At 53.4% G+C, this 16,475-nt stretch carries 12 protein-coding genes and 1 pseudogene; 2 read left to right on the top strand and 11 right to left on the bottom strand.

Features of this window, described 5'->3' with window-relative positions:
• Positions 1–365: 365 nt before the first annotated feature.
• The 11 genes and pseudogenes from A3A5_RS42695 to A3A5_RS0135615 all read right to left on the bottom strand — a co-directional run.
• Positions 366–671, bottom strand: a pseudogene (locus A3A5_RS42695) (IS5/IS1182 family transposase); the annotation flags it as partial.
• Positions 672–822: 151 nt separating this feature from the next.
• Positions 823–1,902, bottom strand: coding sequence for a glycoside hydrolase family 99-like domain-containing protein (locus tag A3A5_RS42690; protein WP_081624071.1), 1,080 nt, complete (start codon positions 1,900–1,902; stop codon positions 823–825).
• A 1-nt stretch (position 1,903) separates the two neighbouring features.
• Positions 1,904–2,947 (bottom strand): glycosyltransferase family 1 protein, encoded by a 1,044-nt coding sequence (locus A3A5_RS42685; RefSeq protein ID WP_157637396.1) that lies wholly within the window; start codon positions 2,945–2,947, stop codon positions 1,904–1,906.
• 56 nt (positions 2,948–3,003) lie between these two features.
• On the bottom strand, positions 3,004–3,960 hold the full coding sequence (locus A3A5_RS42680) for a glycosyltransferase family 2 protein (RefSeq protein WP_157637395.1): 957 nt from the start codon (positions 3,958–3,960) through the stop codon (positions 3,004–3,006).
• 63 nt (positions 3,961–4,023) lie between these two features.
• A complete protein-coding gene (locus A3A5_RS42675) occupies positions 4,024–5,331 on the bottom strand; it encodes an O-antigen ligase (RefSeq protein ID WP_081624068.1) in 1,308 nt (435 codons plus the stop codon).
• The gene (locus A3A5_RS42670) at positions 5,332–6,378 is read right to left on the bottom strand and encodes a glycosyltransferase family 4 protein (RefSeq protein ID WP_157637394.1); all 1,047 of its coding nucleotides are present in this window, start codon (positions 6,376–6,378) and stop codon (positions 5,332–5,334) included.
• 68 nt (positions 6,379–6,446) lie between these two features.
• Positions 6,447–7,421, bottom strand: a complete 975-nt coding sequence (locus tag A3A5_RS42665) for a polysaccharide pyruvyl transferase family protein (RefSeq protein ID WP_081624066.1) — start codon at positions 7,419–7,421, stop codon at positions 6,447–6,449.
• Entirely contained in the window at positions 7,418–8,722 is a 1,305-nt protein-coding gene (locus A3A5_RS0135635) for an oligosaccharide flippase family protein (RefSeq protein ID WP_081624065.1), read from the bottom strand. Before A3A5_RS0135635 ends, A3A5_RS42665 begins: the two co-directional genes overlap by 4 nt.
• Before the next feature lie 458 nt (positions 8,723–9,180).
• Positions 9,181–11,451 (bottom strand): polysaccharide biosynthesis tyrosine autokinase, encoded by a 2,271-nt coding sequence (locus tag A3A5_RS0135625; protein ID WP_018315202.1) that lies wholly within the window; start codon positions 11,449–11,451, stop codon positions 9,181–9,183.
• An 11-nt stretch (positions 11,452–11,462) separates the two neighbouring features.
• Positions 11,463–11,900, bottom strand: a complete 438-nt coding sequence (locus tag A3A5_RS0135620) for a low molecular weight protein-tyrosine-phosphatase (protein WP_026201452.1) — start codon at positions 11,898–11,900, stop codon at positions 11,463–11,465.
• Entirely contained in the window at positions 11,897–13,036 is a 1,140-nt protein-coding gene (locus A3A5_RS0135615; protein WP_026201451.1) for a polysaccharide biosynthesis/export family protein, read from the bottom strand. The genes A3A5_RS0135620 and A3A5_RS0135615 overlap by 4 nt, the downstream gene beginning before the upstream one ends.
• A gap of 697 nt (positions 13,037–13,733) precedes the next feature.
• Between A3A5_RS0135615 and A3A5_RS0135610 the strand changes: the two genes are divergently transcribed.
• Entirely contained in the window at positions 13,734–15,008 is a 1,275-nt protein-coding gene (locus A3A5_RS0135610; RefSeq protein WP_018315199.1) for an MFS transporter, read from the top strand.
• Positions 15,009–16,000: 992 nt separating this feature from the next.
• The gene (locus A3A5_RS45485; protein ID WP_255343565.1) at positions 16,001–16,132 is read left to right on the top strand and encodes a hypothetical protein; all 132 of its coding nucleotides are present in this window, start codon (positions 16,001–16,003) and stop codon (positions 16,130–16,132) included.
• The last annotated feature ends 343 nt before the right edge of the window (positions 16,133–16,475 follow it).

The following is a 16,475-nucleotide window of genomic DNA, read 5'->3' as shown; positions in this document are numbered from 1 at the left end:
TATGGCGAACAGGCCCGTCGCTACCGCCCGCCGCCCGATCTCCAAGAGCCCGACGGCGGCGATCTGCCTGACGATCCATTCTGAACATCGGCCCCGGCTTCCACCGGGGCCGCTTCGCTTGGGCCGCACCGATACCGGCTTCCAGGCGATCCAACATGTCTCGCGCTCTACGGCAGTGAATCTCTTGTGCAAAAAGCGCGAGACATCCGCCCCTGTCTCATGCCAAATATCTCGCGACGCCAACTCTCATTCAGCCCGCAACGGAACAGCAGGTGAGCACGGCTTGATTTTACAATCCGGAAGATACGCACCCCTGAATCGAGTTTTTCGGCCTGGGGCGCCCATTTCCAGCCTTCTTTGCCCGATTAGTGCAACTTTGGACGGATCTGTCCCAGGGAACGCATGTGCACGAGGTTGTAGGCGAGCATGCTTAGGACATACATCTGGTCGACCCGCTTGAGTCCGTGCACCCATGGGCCCGACCGTCTTGACCCACCCAAAGCCTTGTTCGATCAGCTTGCACTTTTGCTGCGAGATGGCATAGCCTTGGCTACGGGCAATGGCATCACGAACAGCCGTAGCGCCGAACCGAGGTGTTTTGCGCGACATGCGGCGTCGATTTCATCTCCAGGCACGCCCCGAATGAACTCCTGCACGTCGTAGCCCTTGTCGAAATCGCCCAGGCGCCGCATGTGAACAAGCTTTCGGTAAATGTGCCTGCGCCGCGCATGCGATGTCGGAGAGTGAATCGTGTCGAGTTCTCAAGTCAACGTTTCGACATGTCCATGCGCTGACTCGGGGTCGAGGTACTTCAGCAGCCTGCTAGCGTTCCTTGCTCTGCCGGCCGAAAACACTTCGGATTTTTTCCAAATACGAAAAATTGTATTTTGTTGTCGGCTCTATTACCGAGCCCTCTCCGAACTCATTCCAGCAACAGATCACGGCAACGCCCTTTGTCTGCCTTGGAAATTCCTCCATAAGAGCCGCTCCCTCGCGAAGATGGGCTTCGAAAGAATCAGGATCACTTATTGATTCGTCATGGAGAGGATCCTTGCTCCCCCCCCAAGGCCTGCGGTCCCAGCCTGCTGTTAGTGGCAAGAAATATGGCAGTCTCGAGTTCCGCACCATCCAGTTCCAAGTCTCCGAATATCCCTCGGAAAGCTCGGAATAACTGTGCGAGCCACGCCGCTTCACGTACTCGCCACTGAGCCCGAAATGGTAGTTATAAGCAGACAATGCATCAAAACCCGCCGCGGGTAGGGTTTTGTTGACTTTATCCGCGATCGCGTGCGTCGATGCAACGAAGTAAATTCCGTTTACACCATTCATTCTCGCGATATCTCGAGCACGCTCCAAAAGATACCTAGTACTAAGGGCCCACTTGGACGCGGTCGATGCGAGAGTATCTGGGTCGGCGATAAAGACTACGGGATTTCCATTTACCTGAAAATATGAACCACTGCGAAGGTATTTCTTCGCCCACCATTGCACCATTGCATCAAATTCTGCCAATGTTGCTGGCTCAGTCCCGTTATTTGCCCAAAAAATAGCAAACTTCAGCCCCCCCTTTGATGAGGATTTCAGATAGCCATCAATGGCTGGATTTACGTAGCTCCCCGCCATTTTTTGCTCAGCATACCAGTCAAAGACCACAAAACTCAAACCATACTGGTTCATCCACTGAAGCTGACGGTCGACTACATTACTATCGGATATTTCATACCACCCGAGCAGCGGCTCCAACCCTCCGTGGTCCCGGATTGGCTTCCAGGTGTCCCGCGCAACGGTGCTGCGCCAGCCCGGAAAATAATAAACACCAATACTCTCGGCGAATGCATTAGCAAATTGCACGACCCCTAGCAAGATCCCTATAAAAACGAAAACCAGTCTGCGAATACGCATTTCAGATAATCCGCTGAATGACCTTCAAAAGAGATTTCGAACTATGCTCCCACGTATATTGCTGCGCTATTGCGATTGAGCGCTCCCGCATAAGTTCATTGTCCGCACCCCCAACAATTGACGCCCTGAGAGCGTCGAGAAGCGATTCGACATCCAGCGGATCAATCATGGTCGCCCCCTCCGAAAACACTTCCTTCATCGACGTGGTATTGGAACATATCACTGGACAGCCAGCCGCCATTGCCTCAAGCGGGGGTATTCCAAAGCCTTCGGCAAAAGAAGGGTAAACGAACAACTTGGCACATTTGTAAAGCATACCCAGCGTCGCCGCGTCTGCATCCTCAATGATCTTTACACAATCCTGCAGGCCGCTTTTCTCTATAAAATCGAAAATCTTCTCGTGCCCAAAGTCTCGCTGGCCAACAATAGCCAACATCGGGATCTGTGCCTCCGTACGCCGCAACAAATTATAGGCCTTCAGTAGAGTGAGATGATTCTTTCGCGGCTCAAGGCGTCCTACGGTCAGGATATAGTCCGCCAACCCATACCTAAGCTTCAACTCATTAGCTGCATGATTAGGATCGATTCGCGAGAACCGCTCCACATCTACGCCGTTCGGTGTCACAGACACACGTGCTTCATCTATCCCATAAAGCTCGCAGATTTTCTCCTTAGAATACTGCGATACCGTCAAGATCTGATCGGCACTTAACGCCGACCGGCGAACCAAAATTTTCGACCGCAGGTTGAACGCGGTTGAAAAGTACTGCGGATGCGTTTCAAATAAGACATCGTGAATGGTAACAATCTCTTTGGATGCCGAAAATAATGGCACGATATACTGAGAATGAAATGCGTCGAGCTTATACTTTCTTTGTTGTCTGGCGGCATCGTAGACCAATCTCGCGACGTTGCTATGGACGTCAAAATAACGTACCTCACCGAAACCACTCCACTTTTCTGGAACTGGTTTATTTTTATTGAAAAAAAATACAAATTCTACATTATTTTTGAGCGACTGAATCGACGTATAGATATTGTCCAAATACGTCTTGCTACCTTGATTTATTCCCTGCAGCACGTGGAGATCGATTCCCAGCCTCAATTTTTCCCCTCCTGGAATTTAAATGCTATCGCGGCCTTAGAGTACACAAGCATTCTTGTCGAGGCGATCCTGTCCCGCTCCGTCCTGGTGATCATCCATTTGATCTTGTAGAGTGCAGCCCGCAGTATGAATCCGCCGAAAAAGATGGCCTTTGCTACAGATACCCTTGCGAAGCCCGCTCGTGAGCTATATTCAGCCAACGTAGAATCAATCCAACGTGTTTTGATCCCAGTCGCGTCCTCCGAACCGCCGTGTACGTGTATTAGTCTGGACGTTGGAAGGTAGCTAACACTAAGTCCTAGGCCGCGTAGATTCCGACATAGTTTTACGTCTTCAGCATACATGAAATAATCCTCGGGAATGCCTCCCGCTCTTTTCAATGCAGTTGTTCGCACGAGCATTGCCGCGCCCGATACCCAATCTAAGTCGACGGGATTGCCTTTCCTAACGAACACGTCTTGATTAAAATAAAATGGCTTCGAAATGAAAGGAAATATTCGTGCCACAAATAGGAAATAAGATGCATAACTAACCAGGCCTCGATCGAACCCACCCGCCCCTGTCTGCAACCGACCGGATGGCAAGTAAAGGGCTGGAGATATGGCGCCACATGCAGGGTTCGCCGCGGCATAATCGGTCAATTTCGAAATAAAATTTGCGTCGTTAATCTCGGTGTCATTATTTAATAGCAACACAAACTCTGCCTGGCACATCTTTAAGCCAAGGTTGTTCCCCTTTGCGTATCCGAGGTTCTCCGTAAGGGCAAGGAGCTTGACGCGAGGAAAATTGCTTGCGATGTATTCTGCGCTTCCGTCGGCAGATCCATTATCGACAACCACCACACTGGATATCAGTCTGTCAAAATTAGGCAATGCAGTCAATTGCCTCAACAATTTCTCGCAAAAGTGCTTCCCATTCCAGTTAACAATCAAGATATCTACCGATTTTTCCATAATCGCCATCCTGTGTACCGTCTTCCAGATCTCGCCCCAACTTCTTTCAAGCTGAATACCAGCTTAATGCGACTTAATGCCACCCCGCATGGCAAAATGCCTCTTGACAAGTTGGGGTCTGCTTGGTAATGGGACACTACGTGAAACAGCCAATATTGCTCCGAGGAGCAGTGATATCGCCAGTCCATCGGCCTTATTAAACAATCCTGAAATAATGTATGTCATAAATAGCGTGCCAATCAAAGCCCCCTTAGCCAACCCAGTGAAGAAATGCACCGGATGTTCGCGCGGCCAATTTCTCTGCGCCTTGCCAAGTCGGGAGAAGAGACCACCAATAAAGATCAGATATAGCAAGAGGCCCACGATCCCGGTCTTAATGAGAAGATACAAATAACCGTTATGGAAGTATGGAACGTAGCGGAGATCCTCACCACCCAACTTCATATAGATTCCTACGTCGACCAACTCTCCAAAACCGTAGCCAAATGCATAGTTCGCGAAGTTACCATCGAGGAAATGTTTCAAGGCCATGTAGCTCTCGTAGCCGCGCCAGTTTAGATTGATATTCTGCTGATCATCGTAGTCTGAAATTGCTATTTCTGTGCTTGCGCGGGCTAGTTTCTCGACAAACGAGCCTTCGGTGAAGCTTGAGTTACTTTCGCCTAACGACGAAGTCAAGAAAAATAATCCAGCGATGACCAGCGGGCTAACGAAAATCAGATATTTCCAATATCTCTTCCGCCAGAAAGCAAACACTGCAACGGCAATAGAGAAAAGTACGATGGCGCGTGAGAACGATAGCATCATCGCTAAAAACAGGACGGCTGCGGCGAGCCCTCGAGATAATCGCCGAATTCCACCACGGCGAACTACCCCAACTGGGACCAAACTCATTATTAGGCCAAGGGCCAGATAAACATCTCCGTTTCCAGCGACTGAGCGAATACTTGCAGCGGTTTGGGTTATCAGAGATGGATCGACGATGAACTTGGAAAGTTGAACATAAGAATAAACCAACGAAGGAAGAATTATTATAGTTCGAAGCTCAGTTGCTCCCCCGGATATGCGCGAAAACAGCGCATAGCCCACTACAACTGCGGCGGGTATTCTTAGAAACGCCCACAGATCCTTCCAAAATGTTACCGCCTCGTTTGGCTCAACTCTGAATAAACCAATAACGAGGATAGCAATAAGAGGTGCAATCGCAACTATCAACCCTTTTGAAACTCCCCTATTTGTGATGATCACGGCAAACAGCAGGGGAACGATCATCACTGTTCCTACGTAATAGAAACCAAGCAGATCGCTTGCTATGGCTATTGAAATATACAATGCCAACGCCATATTTCGCGTGATCAATTTCGCTACCATTTAGGTGTTCTCTTCCAAACACATCAGGGTACGTCTTGCATAGCCTTCGCTGGAGTAGTTCTCTATCCGAAATCGCCTCTGAGCTCTTTCAGCCTGGTCTCGAGCGTTTCTTTTTCCGCAAAGTTCCCTCAAAGCATTGCGAAGTGACCTCGCGTTGCCGCATTCATAGTACTGGATTTCGTTTTCCGCAAAGTACGCGTCTATACCGCCGACTCTTGCGCAGACCACAGGCTTACCCAGAGCTACCGCCTCTAAAACCACTGTGATTCCGGATGCATGTTGATTCGACAACAATGGAACGACGACCACGTCAGCCTCACCATAAAGCTGCCGAATTCGTTCTACATTGTGAGCTTCCTCGACGGAAATATTTGTGGCGTTTCCTAGCGACGCAGATGTAATTGTCCGCGAAACGATTTTGAGATCGAAATCCCTTTGGTCCTTAACCGCTTCAATCAGCGTGGTCCAATCGCGATGTACGTCATTTCCCAAAGCCAATAATCGAATAACAGGCCCTGGCGAGAACCGTGGCGCCTGGAGCGGAAATGAGTTTAGCGATATCCCGAACGGGACAAACTGCGCCGTTTTACCGCCAAGGAGCCTGCTCAGAAAATCCGCGTTAACCGGGGAGAGAGTGATATTGAAGTCGCTCCGTCGCAAGAGGACCCGGTAGGCGAGTCGCCGCAACGGGCCATACGTTGACCACCGATCCACGAGCCAAACGGACTGAGCAATCAGTTTAGCCCGGCGGTTCGAGTTTCCCCGGAGCGAATTTGACAGTCCCTGCAAGGCGCTCACTGCGAGACTCTCGTATTCAGTATGCGTCAGGATTACATCGGCCGATGCCCACAGGCGCCGGTTGCGAAACGCATGCACAATATCAAAGCCAAGCAACTTCTTTAGGATAAGCCGAGACAGGCGACCGACTGTCGTTTCGGGACGATCAATCGACCAACTAAGCTTATGTGAAGTACACAAATGATGGTAGCCATAAGGACTGGCGTCGGGGTACCTACCCTCTGAGAAACCCTTTTCCCAGCTATCCAACGAAAATCCTCTGGCCAAATGCACATGGACTCGCATAATTCGATCTACATTTCTTGGAAAACTTGGATCTAGCGCAATTCGGCAATACCGCAAGCAGATGTCCATGCCTCATAATATGCCCTATTCTTCCCGTAACTGTTGTCAATTACGGTACTTGGCATATCAAGTAGGGTTGCGAATATATGACCATGCAATCGGGAGGTAACAACTCGCTGGTGCTGTAGGAATTCCTTTGCCTGACGAGTGATGAAATTCTCTACAAAGGAATACCAAATCCTAGTAACAGGCAACAGGGCTACGTTGGAGGTCCGCTCAATGGCGCACAGTTTTTTACAGAGTGTTTCAATGAAGACATCACCGTCAGATCGCAAACCATCCCAATCTCGGAAGCTGCACTCTTCTGCGCGAAATTCAATCGGGACCTCGGCCGACTCCTTGTCCCCCCTCATCAGAAATAGTGTTTTTGACGAGCCCTCATGAACTCTCGGCACGGCTAAGGGCCAGAGGAAATGCGCCATGTCTGGCATGAGATAAACATTCTCACTCAAATAATTACTTGCGAGCTCAAAGCTAACTCGATCTCTTACACAGAGATGTAAATTCGAATGTGATCGGTAGATCTCCGAGGCCGACTCTAGATTCTTCTTGGAGGAAAAATGTATCGTTTGCGGAAGGATAACGATTTTATTATTTGGATATCGCTTAATAACAAGCTTTCTGAAATTGTCGTGTAGCGGGTATAGATCACCCAAATTTCCGCCCCCGTGGAATACGATCGTAGTCGAACCCTCGATAATTCCCTCAACCGTCCCATCCGTCCGCGATTGGGCTGCTACAGATTTTCTGATTTTGGGCTTTATCCCAAAATGAGAGAAGAATGCTTCCGTCCCCCTCATAATTAGAAGATCGCCGGTATTCAGGTGAATCGGATAATCCAGGTATGCAATGGATTCATAACTTCCAATGACGCCTACAATTTCGTAAAGCTTTTGCTTGAATCCAAGCATCGCTTCTCTATGCGTATCAAGAGGATAATTGCTCATTTTCCAAGCCTAGAAAGTAAGTACTTCAAATCCTGACCATTCAACAGCAAGCGCGGAGTCTTAATCCCGAGAAGAGTTGAGAAGGCGCCGACCGTAACGATGAACCTTAACAAGGCACCTATTAACAATGAAATTGCGACTCCGATCGCACCTAGCTCAGGTGTCAAGAAATACATAAGAACACATGTGATAATCGCACCAACGATCTGGCGAAGCACAATGATTTCCGTCCTCCCAATAGCATTAAATGCTTGGGAGAGAATCCATCCGCCACCAGACACGATACTTTCAACCACCAAAACAGCGAAAATTGGATATGCGTCTGCGTATTGGCTGCCGTATAGAATGATGATGGCGAATTTCCCGAGAGCGATAGCAATGAAAGCCAAAACCACAGATCCGACCGTAGATATTCTGAACGCGAGAGACACTTGCAAACTAACAACGCTAATTTCTTTTCCAGCCGCATGAGGGAAAATAACCGTCGCGATAGCAAGTTGTATTTGGGTCAGGATCCTTGAGAATCCGTAAGCGACCGCGTACACGCCCACAACGTTGGGTGCCAAGAATGCGACAAGGAACATTTTGTCCAACTGCGCACTGAGCACCGCCATAAAATCGATGCACCAGAACTTTGATCCATGTGTGGCCAGCTTTTTTAGAGCCGGTAACTCAAAGCGAAAATCTTTTCTGATATCGCATATTGCGGAATATGCTAAGGCGAAGGCCGCAACAAGGTATCCAGTTATATACATAGCCAAGAAATTCAGTGTATTCAGTTTTGAAACTGTACTCATAGCGAGCGCGAGCGCTAAATACAAGAATGGCGGCAATAGTCGTGTCGCGTTATAGAGGGTTAAATTTTGCGTTGTTTGAGAAATGCCGGACAGGAGCGTGAAGAGGGTCATGGCAAATGCGAATGCGGCCATCCACACCTGAAGTCCAGGCGTTTTCTCCGGCTGCGACTCATATAAATAGGGAGTCGCGAACCACATTATTAACGCTCCTACGATGGACAAAATCCCGGCAGCAACCAGTAGAGCACTTACATATTTTTTATAGGATGATGCGTCGTTCTTTGCGTGGAATATGAATGAAGAATTCATCCCTACAACAAGGATTGCCGCCAATATTGGCGGCCATATCATCCAAGCTGCAAGCACGCCTCGGCTTTCGGCGCCGAGCACTCGTGCGCAGATGATCATGCCGAGCGCATTGGCGACCATAACGGCTACATTCACCGTCGCCGTTTTTAGCATCAAGGCGAAGAGTGGTGAAGCGGAGATCGATTTTGTTCTCATAATTGCTTGAACGCCAGGGGTTAGGAGCCTGCATCGAAACTCTCTGCATGGTCGGAGTTCACGGAGCCTGATCGTTAGCAGTACAGAGAGGAGTCTTGTGGCAGACCTTTTCAGCCCCTGTGACTCGGCAGTATCTGCATCGCGGGTACCGAACAAAACTTTGTATCCAAAGTTTCATAATTGCAACTAGGCGCGAAGGCTAGTGTTAGTCGTTGCCTTTCATGCACGACCTCCCCGGCTAACTGGGCCCTCCTCGCATGCACGGGAAAATTGCAGTTCCCTTTCAAGAGGGGATGGTCATCTGGAGCGTTCAGTAGATTCGCCCCCGAACTACTTTCGCTTGCATGACAGCATTAACAAAAACGCCGGAACCTGACCAGCGTTTATAAGGTATCGATAGCTTCCGATTTTTCTCTCGAGACCCGCAAACTTTCGCCAGTTAGTATTGGCACCGCTATTTAGAAGCTTGATTGCGTTTTTTCAATCTTCTGCCCGTTTTCAGTAGCGCTATAGCCATAATAGGCATAGCGGTAGCGACCGTACTTTGATCCGTATCCATAGCGGTACGCGTTAGGGTCCAAGCCGTTGAACACCACGCCATTCACGTCAGCATTGGCCTGGCGTAATTGCTTGGCGGATTCGGTAACTTCGCCGATAGTGGTCTTCTCGAATCGCGTAACGAGGAACACGGTGCCACAGCGTGCGGCCAGGATCGCGGTATCCGAGACGGCTAACACGGGCGGTGTATCAATCAAAACAAGGTCGTACTGGCTACCCACCTCTTCGAGAAGCTTCACCATGCGCTCATTGAGCAGCAACTCGGCCGGATTCGGCGGCAGACTGCCTGTGCTTAGAAAGTCCAGATTCTCGAAAATTTCGCGATGTACTGCCCGCTCAAAGCTAACACTTCCGATCAGTATATCCGCAAGACCGTTGTTTCTGTCCTTGCCGAAATACTGGTTCAGATGGCCCTTGCGCATGTCCGCGTCGATCAGCAGCACGCGCTTACCACCCGTCGCCATAACCACCGAAAGGTTAGCCGAGATAAACGATTTCCCGACGCCCGGTGTGGGGCCCGTCAGCAGTACGCGGTTGTTGTCCGCGTCGAGCATGGCGAATTGCAGGGCGGTACGCAGACTGCGCAGACTTTCGATAGAAGGCTCGTTGGGATTGCGATCCGCGAGTAGGAACTTGCCGCGCTTTCGCTGTCGAATTTCTTCCGCGAGGAAAGTTTGGACAGTGGACAACGGTACGGTGGCATAGACGCTCAGCCCCGTATGTTGTTCAATGTCCTGCGAGTCGGTAATACCACCATACAGTGCGTTACGTACAAAGGCGGCCACAATACCTATCAGGGCCCCGAGAATCGCCGCCAGTGCGATGGTTAGGCCCTTTTTCGGCTTGATAGGTTCTTCGGGAACCGGCGCGTTGTCAAGCAGCCGGACATTGCCAACTTTGCCCGCCTTTACGAGCTTGAGTTGCTGCATGTTGTTCAGCAGACCAACATAGAGGTCGTTGTTGACCTGCACGTCACGCATCAGTCTCAACGTGTCCTGCTCCACATTCGGGAAGGCCTTCATGCGGACAGACATGGCGCCCACCTTCGCGCTCAGCGCAGCGATCTGCCGGTCAAGGGCTTGGACTGCAGGGTGGGCGGACGCAAAACGGGTTAGCAGTTCCGTACGCTTCTGCTTCAATTCAAGCAAGCCAGTCTCGGTAGTCACGCTCTCCTGCAGGAATGCCTTTCCTTCTTCACTGAGGTTGAACGTGTTGCGCTTATTGCGCATCTCGTTGTACTTCACCTCGGCACGTTCCAGCTCGCCCTTGAGTTGGGGCAACAGGTCACCCAGGAAGACCAGCGACTTCTCAGCCTCAGCGGCTTTGCGCTTGATGTTCTGTGCGACGTACTCCTCACCAATCTCATTCAAGATACTGGCCGTAAGCTTCGGGTTGGTGCCGTCGAGCGAAGCACCGATGATGCCGCTCTGCTTCCCCTTTTCGGCGATCTTGAGTTGATCCTGGAGCTTTTCGAGGGTCTGCAGGTGCGAGTTCCGTACGAGGTTGAAGACAATGCCCGGCTTTGCCTTCATATCGCTCACCAGCAGCGTGAAGCTACCCACGCTCTGTTCTGCGGTCAACGGCTGACCCACGCGTCCCTCGAGCGGCGCGTCCAGACTGGAATTCTCCAGACGGTAGCGCCCCTCCCCCAAGGCAATCAGTTTGAATCTTTCGCCCTCTAAGGATTCGGGTACGTCGAATTTTTCGACGTTGATCGACTCCTTGGCCCATGCGAAACCACCGAACCCGAGCAGTCCTGACTCGGACAAGCCCTTGGCGCGGCTGGCAATCCACGCGCCGACAAAAGGGAAATAGTTCGGTCCTGCGGAAATGTATAGTCGCAGGTTGTCTACCGCCTTTCCTACGACCATGCGAGAGCGAAGAATTTCGATCTCGGCTGTGGCTTCCGCCTTAACGTCAAAGATGCTCGACACGTCCCCCAACAGGCTTTTTGCACTATTGGGACTGTCCTCCACCTGCACCAAAATATCTGCCTGATAAACCGGCCGAGCCAGGAACGCATACGCCACCCCCAACGCCAGCACTACACCCGCAATGGATGCAATCAGCCAACGGCTGGCAAGCAGCACATCAAGGTACCGGACGAGGTCGATCTCGTCCTCCGGAGGCGGAGCGACAACAACTGGAGGGGGAGTCTGATTCATCTGCATTGCTGTATCGGTTATCGAAGTGCCTGGATGCGCGGCACCCAGGCTTCCACGCCGCGTTGGATCAACCGCAGGACGTTTTCGAAGGCGGGACGAGCCTCGCGATAGGGATCTGGCACGTCGAACCCGGCAAGCTCACCGATGCGGAAGACACGACCGGTGGTTGCCGGGTGCAAGTGCTGGATGTCTTGCCGCTGGTCGTTGTCCATCACGAGAATGAGGTCCGCACGGGTCGTCATGGCCCGGCTCAGTTGCTGGGCCCGATGGCCGGTGATATCCACGCCAATCTCGTGCATGACTGCGATGGCGTGCGCATCGGCCGGCTTGCCCGTGAGCGCGCCGAGGCCAGCGGAGATGATGTTGGCATCCGGCAATGCCTCCTTGAGGAGCCCTTCCGCCATAGGACTCCTGCAAATATTGCCGATGCAGACCACGAGTACAGTCTTGATCATTTGACCGCGTTCGCCGTGGACGTGAAGAAATTCCCACTCGGCAGCAGTTGGTTGATCACACGGCTCCAGCGGACCACGCCTGCGGCATCCACGTAGACAACGTCCCTCGGCTTCAGCTCGAACGACTCGGCCAGTGCAAAGGAGACGGGGGACTTGCCGTCGAGGTGGAACACCTCGGCTTCGCCATCGTTGCTCTTGCGGATAACGTAGAGTTCTTTGGCGTTGGCCGAGTTGGGGTTGACGCCGCCAGCTTCGCCGATGGCCTCGCTGAGCGTCAGGCGCCCGTTGCGCGGCATGACGGCAACAGGACGCAAAACTTCGCCGGTCACGAATACCTTGCTGTCCTCCCGTTGTTCCACGCGCACGATGTCGCCGTTGCGCAACAGGATTTGGGCGGGGTCGATGCCTTGCTGCAGGAGCGCAGGCAGGTTGACGACGTAGGTCTTTCCCTCGCGCGAAACGCGGATGCGGCTGTTGTCGCCCGTCAGGACGTTGACACCGCCGGCGCGGTTGAGCGCTTCGACCAGGGTCATGGGTACGTCGTCGACGTTCTGGGGGCCGGGCGTCTTGACTTCGCCGTCCATGTAGACGCGCTTGCTGCGGAAGGCGAGCACGCGTACGGTGACCTGTGGCATGTTGACGACAGGCTTGAGCTGGGTGCTCAGCTGTCCGCGGATTTCGTCCGGCGTGCGGCCGAGAACCTTGAGCACACCGGCATATGGAAACTGGATGGTGCCCGCGGGACTTACGACGTAGCCCGGCACGTTGGCCGCGCCGCTGTAGTTCGGGATCTCGTACGCAGTACCAATCGAGTACGTTTGCGTGGGGAACACCAGTTCCGGGTGGTCCCACACAACGATCGAGAGAATGTCGCCCACGCCCACGGTATAGGGCCTCGGGTCTGCGAACAGCTCCTCCACCCCAGCGTTCGCTGGCTGTGTGGAGGCCTTCAGCGTGCGCACCAGCGCCGGCGTGATCCGGGTGATTTTGGGCACCGATTCCGGGTCCTCCGGATCGAGCGGTCGCTGCGGGTCGAAGCGCATCCCTGGTGCGAGTGCACAGGAAGCCAGCAACGGAACGATCCCCAGGCACATTACCGCCCTGCCAAACGTCAGCCTGCTTGAAAGCTTTAGCACGTCTCGATTATTCCCTTGTTACAAGAAGGCCCGCATTGTCCGCCGTCTCCTGAGCGGGCTGTGTTGCGGGGATTCCGCTTGTCCGACATGGCACACGCTGGTGCCTTTCCGCTTGTTTGCGCTGCCTGCGGATTTGAACCTGGCGGTGTTGGCTTCGTGTTGCTCGGCGCGGTGGCGCGCTCTTTTTGCACTGCGTCATTACGCGAATGACCGGCGAAGTGTATGGCTCCAGCGGCTACATCTTCAAGGCACAAATGGCGTTTTTAGCGAGTTATCTATCCCCACGTAAGAGTGGACCCGCAAAAGGGAGGGATGTGCGCAAAGCGATATCGAGCAAGAATGCGTGCCTCGTCTAGCGTGGGAAATTCCGTCATGCCGCCGCGCATTTCGTCCCGGGCCAGCCAGCTTGCTGCTGTTCTTTCGGCCATGTTCCTGGCCTGCAAGATCGTCTGATCCGGCGCATCTTGCCCACCGGATTTCCGGACGCCTCTATACTCACGCCCTTCTTCCCGCAATTGGCCAAAGCACAAAAAAAGAAGGGTGTAGGCACAGGGAGGCCTACACCCTAACGGGTCAGGCAAGGGGTCAGGCTTGCCGGGGTTGATTATTGATGGGGGTGGGACCGGGTCTTACCCTGCTTTGGTGGGCCCCACGCTTAGGTGGGGAAAGTCATGTATAGGAGCATTGACGGTTGAAGATGGGGGAAGGCGGCACTCAGACAAGCGAACTCCGAAAGACTGTCGTCGCAACGTCTCTCGTCAGTGGACTGGAAACGTTTGACTTCACCGTGTTCGGATTCTTCGCGGCAATGATCGGAGACCAGTTCTTCCCGGCGGAAGATCCTCTGACTTCGTTGCTGTTGGCAGTGGGCACGTTTGGCGTTGGCTTTCTCATCCGGCCGCTTGGCGCGATGATGATCGGTGCCTATGCCGACCGTGTCGGACGCCGCGCGGCAATGACGAGAACCATCGTCCTGATGACCATAGGGACGGCGGCCATCGCCCTCTGCCCGCCGTTTGCAATGATCGGTGCGGCTGCGCCGCTCATCGTCATCACAGGTCGGGCGCTGCAAGGTTTTGCCGTCGGCGGCGAAATCGGCGTTGCCGCGACATACGTGATGGAAGCTGGACCGGTTTCGAGTCGTGGCCGCGTGGTCAGCTGGCAGTTCGTGAGCCAGGGCGCGGCTGCGTTGCTGGGAGCGTCCCTGGGCGCGCTTCTCACGAAGGTGATGTCGCCGGAGGATCTGGCTTCCTGGGGCTGGCGTGTTCCGTTCCTGATCGGACTTCTGATCGCGCCCGTCGGCATCTACGTTCGCCGTCAGCTTCGCGAGGCGCCGCTCGTCGACACAAACGGCAGAGATGCCACCACGCCGCTCGCCGAACTGTGGCGCGAGCATCGCAGGACAATGCTCCTGGCGATCCTGATCAGGATGGGGCCAACGATCCCCGTCTACGTCATCGTCTACTACATGCCAAGTTACCTGCATCGCGTGATGCACGTTCCTGCCATCACCGGATTCCTGTCATCGACGGTGTCCGCGCTGCTGCTGACTGTCATCCCGCCGCTGTCCGGCCTTCTCATCGACCGACTGCCTCGCCGCAAGCCGCTGGCCCTCTTCACTGCGGGATGCACGGTGCTCCTGGTCTTTCCGGTCTTCCTGATGATTGTGCGTGCAGACGGCACGCTGCCTGTCCTCGTTGGCGTCGGGCTTATCAGCGCAATGGTGGCACTTGGCGCCGCCGTTGGCACCCTGCTTGTGCTCGAAGCATTTCCTGCACGGGTTCGCGCCAGCGGCGCCGCGATTTCGCATTCGCTGAACGCTGCGCTGTTTGGCGGCACCGCGCAGTTCATCGTGACGGGCATGATCAAGTTGACCGGCAACCCGATGTCGGCGGCCTGGTATATGGCAGCGACATGCCTGCTGAGTTTCGGCGCTGTCGTGCTGATCAGGGAGCAGCGCCCACAAGCCTGAACCGCCCTCTCAGGCAGATCCAGTCAGAATTCCCCAAAGCCTCAGGCAGGCCGAGCACTTCTTTACGCTGCACTCGTGCTTCCCATCACTTGAGGGGTACCGCCGATGGTGCGATGCAGCACAATGCCAAACGGCGACCCCGTTGCCAACTTTAGGGTGTAGGCGCATCCCTGTCGCCTACACCCTCTTTCTTTCGCCCTCAGCCCAAACGAGCTGCACGTAGTCGTTCGCCACGGCAGGTTCCATGGCGGAACAGAAAGGCGGCAGGACCATGTGTCCTGCCGCCGCTCAAGCGCGCGCCTCCCCCCTGCCCAGACGCGCGCCGCCATCCAACGTGCCTACTTGATGCAGGCGAGGTTGATGGCGAGGCCTCCCCAATCGGTGGCCTGGTTGTTGTTGACGTGCCTCGGGCCCGAACAGCTCATATGGATGCGTTTCATGGGATGCCCCCCTTCCCCGGCTCTTAGGCACGTAAATTCGATGGCTTTGGCGAGCGCCAACGATGAGGTCAATCTAGCTGGCGGAATTGGAATGGCAAATCAGCTCTATGGACGAGGGGCGCACGTCCCACCGCTGGCGCTCAGGATAATGTCGGAGCGCACGGCATTAATCGCGTTGCGCTCTCGCCTCGGGACTTCTGGACTCTCGCAAAGCCTTGATGGACAAGGCATTGCCGATCATCGAGAGTAGTTTTTTGGAGGCTCCTGCAGACACTGCGGGCAGCGGTATCCAGTGGCCTAAAATGCTATCAATCCCCACTGGAGCGGGGTACGGCGCGCTAAACAGTTAATGAAAAAGTATTAGGTCAAGATGACCGGAAAAAATTTGCATAGCAAATGGAAAGTCGTCGAGTACGCCGACTCACCGCGAATGTGCCACGCTTGCACTGCTCACGGAGCGCACGAACCTCAGGCGCCCGCCTTTCAATCCCCTCCATAGAGGGGATTGAAATGGAATAACCCCAGAAATATCGCAGCGCAGCAAAGTCACTTATGTCAGACCTTAAAAAATTGGAATTCCTATTTCCGGCAGGTTTGGTTAAATTGACCTCAATTGCAGGAATCGGGGATAAGAATGCTGCCGGGCTGGAATACCGCATGGCTGCGCGTTTCGAGAGATCTTGATTTTTCCTCCTTGGCGCGTGCTATCGATATGCGGGTAATGCTCAGGCAATACAAAAGTGGTATCAGTTTGCGGCAGTGACAACAATCACATAAGAACGGATATAGGGAATCGCTGAACAAAGCGTCAGCGCGCAGCGTTGCCAGTGTGATGCCGATTTTTTTGTCAACCAACAGCAGATTTGACGGCTTGCCAGTTGGAAATTTTCATTTTTTGGGGCTTTTGCCCCGGGTTTCACGCCTTATGCCGCCTTGCAGACGGAATTGTCCATTGATTGCAGCAACGCTTTCTTTGCAATCACCAGATTGGCCAGCGCAAACAAGGTGTCGCACTGCGCACCGTTTT

Source organism: Cupriavidus sp. UYPR2.512 (assembly GCF_000379565.1).
In the GTDB taxonomy this organism is placed as follows: domain Bacteria; phylum Pseudomonadota; class Gammaproteobacteria; order Burkholderiales; family Burkholderiaceae; genus Cupriavidus.
Note: the sequence above shows the minus strand (reverse complement) of the source record. Positions and strands in the feature narration are given on the sequence as shown.

Coding starts and splice junctions, on each gene's coding strand:
- A3A5_RS42690 (WP_081624071.1), bottom strand. CDS start 1,902: ATGCGTATTCGCAGACTGGTTTTCGTTTTTATAGGGATCTTGCTAGGG.
- A3A5_RS42680 (WP_157637395.1), bottom strand. CDS start 3,960: ATGGAAAAATCGGTAGATATCTTGATTGTTAACTGGAATGGGAAGCAC.
- A3A5_RS42675 (WP_081624068.1), bottom strand. CDS start 5,331: ATGGTAGCGAAATTGATCACGCGAAATATGGCGTTGGCATTGTATATT.
- A3A5_RS42665 (WP_081624066.1), bottom strand. CDS start 7,421: ATGAGCAATTATCCTCTTGATACGCATAGAGAAGCGATGCTTGGATTC.
- A3A5_RS0135635 (WP_081624065.1), bottom strand. CDS start 8,722: ATGAGAACAAAATCGATCTCCGCTTCACCACTCTTCGCCTTGATGCTA.
- A3A5_RS0135625 (WP_018315202.1), bottom strand. CDS start 11,451: ATGCAGATGAATCAGACTCCCCCTCCAGTTGTTGTCGCTCCGCCTCCG.
- A3A5_RS0135620 (WP_026201452.1), bottom strand. CDS start 11,900: ATGATCAAGACTGTACTCGTGGTCTGCATCGGCAATATTTGCAGGAGT.
- A3A5_RS0135610 (WP_018315199.1), top strand. CDS start 13,734: ATGGGGGAAGGCGGCACTCAGACAAGCGAACTCCGAAAGACTGTCGTC.
- A3A5_RS45485 (WP_255343565.1), top strand. CDS start 16,001: ATGTCAGACCTTAAAAAATTGGAATTCCTATTTCCGGCAGGTTTGGTT.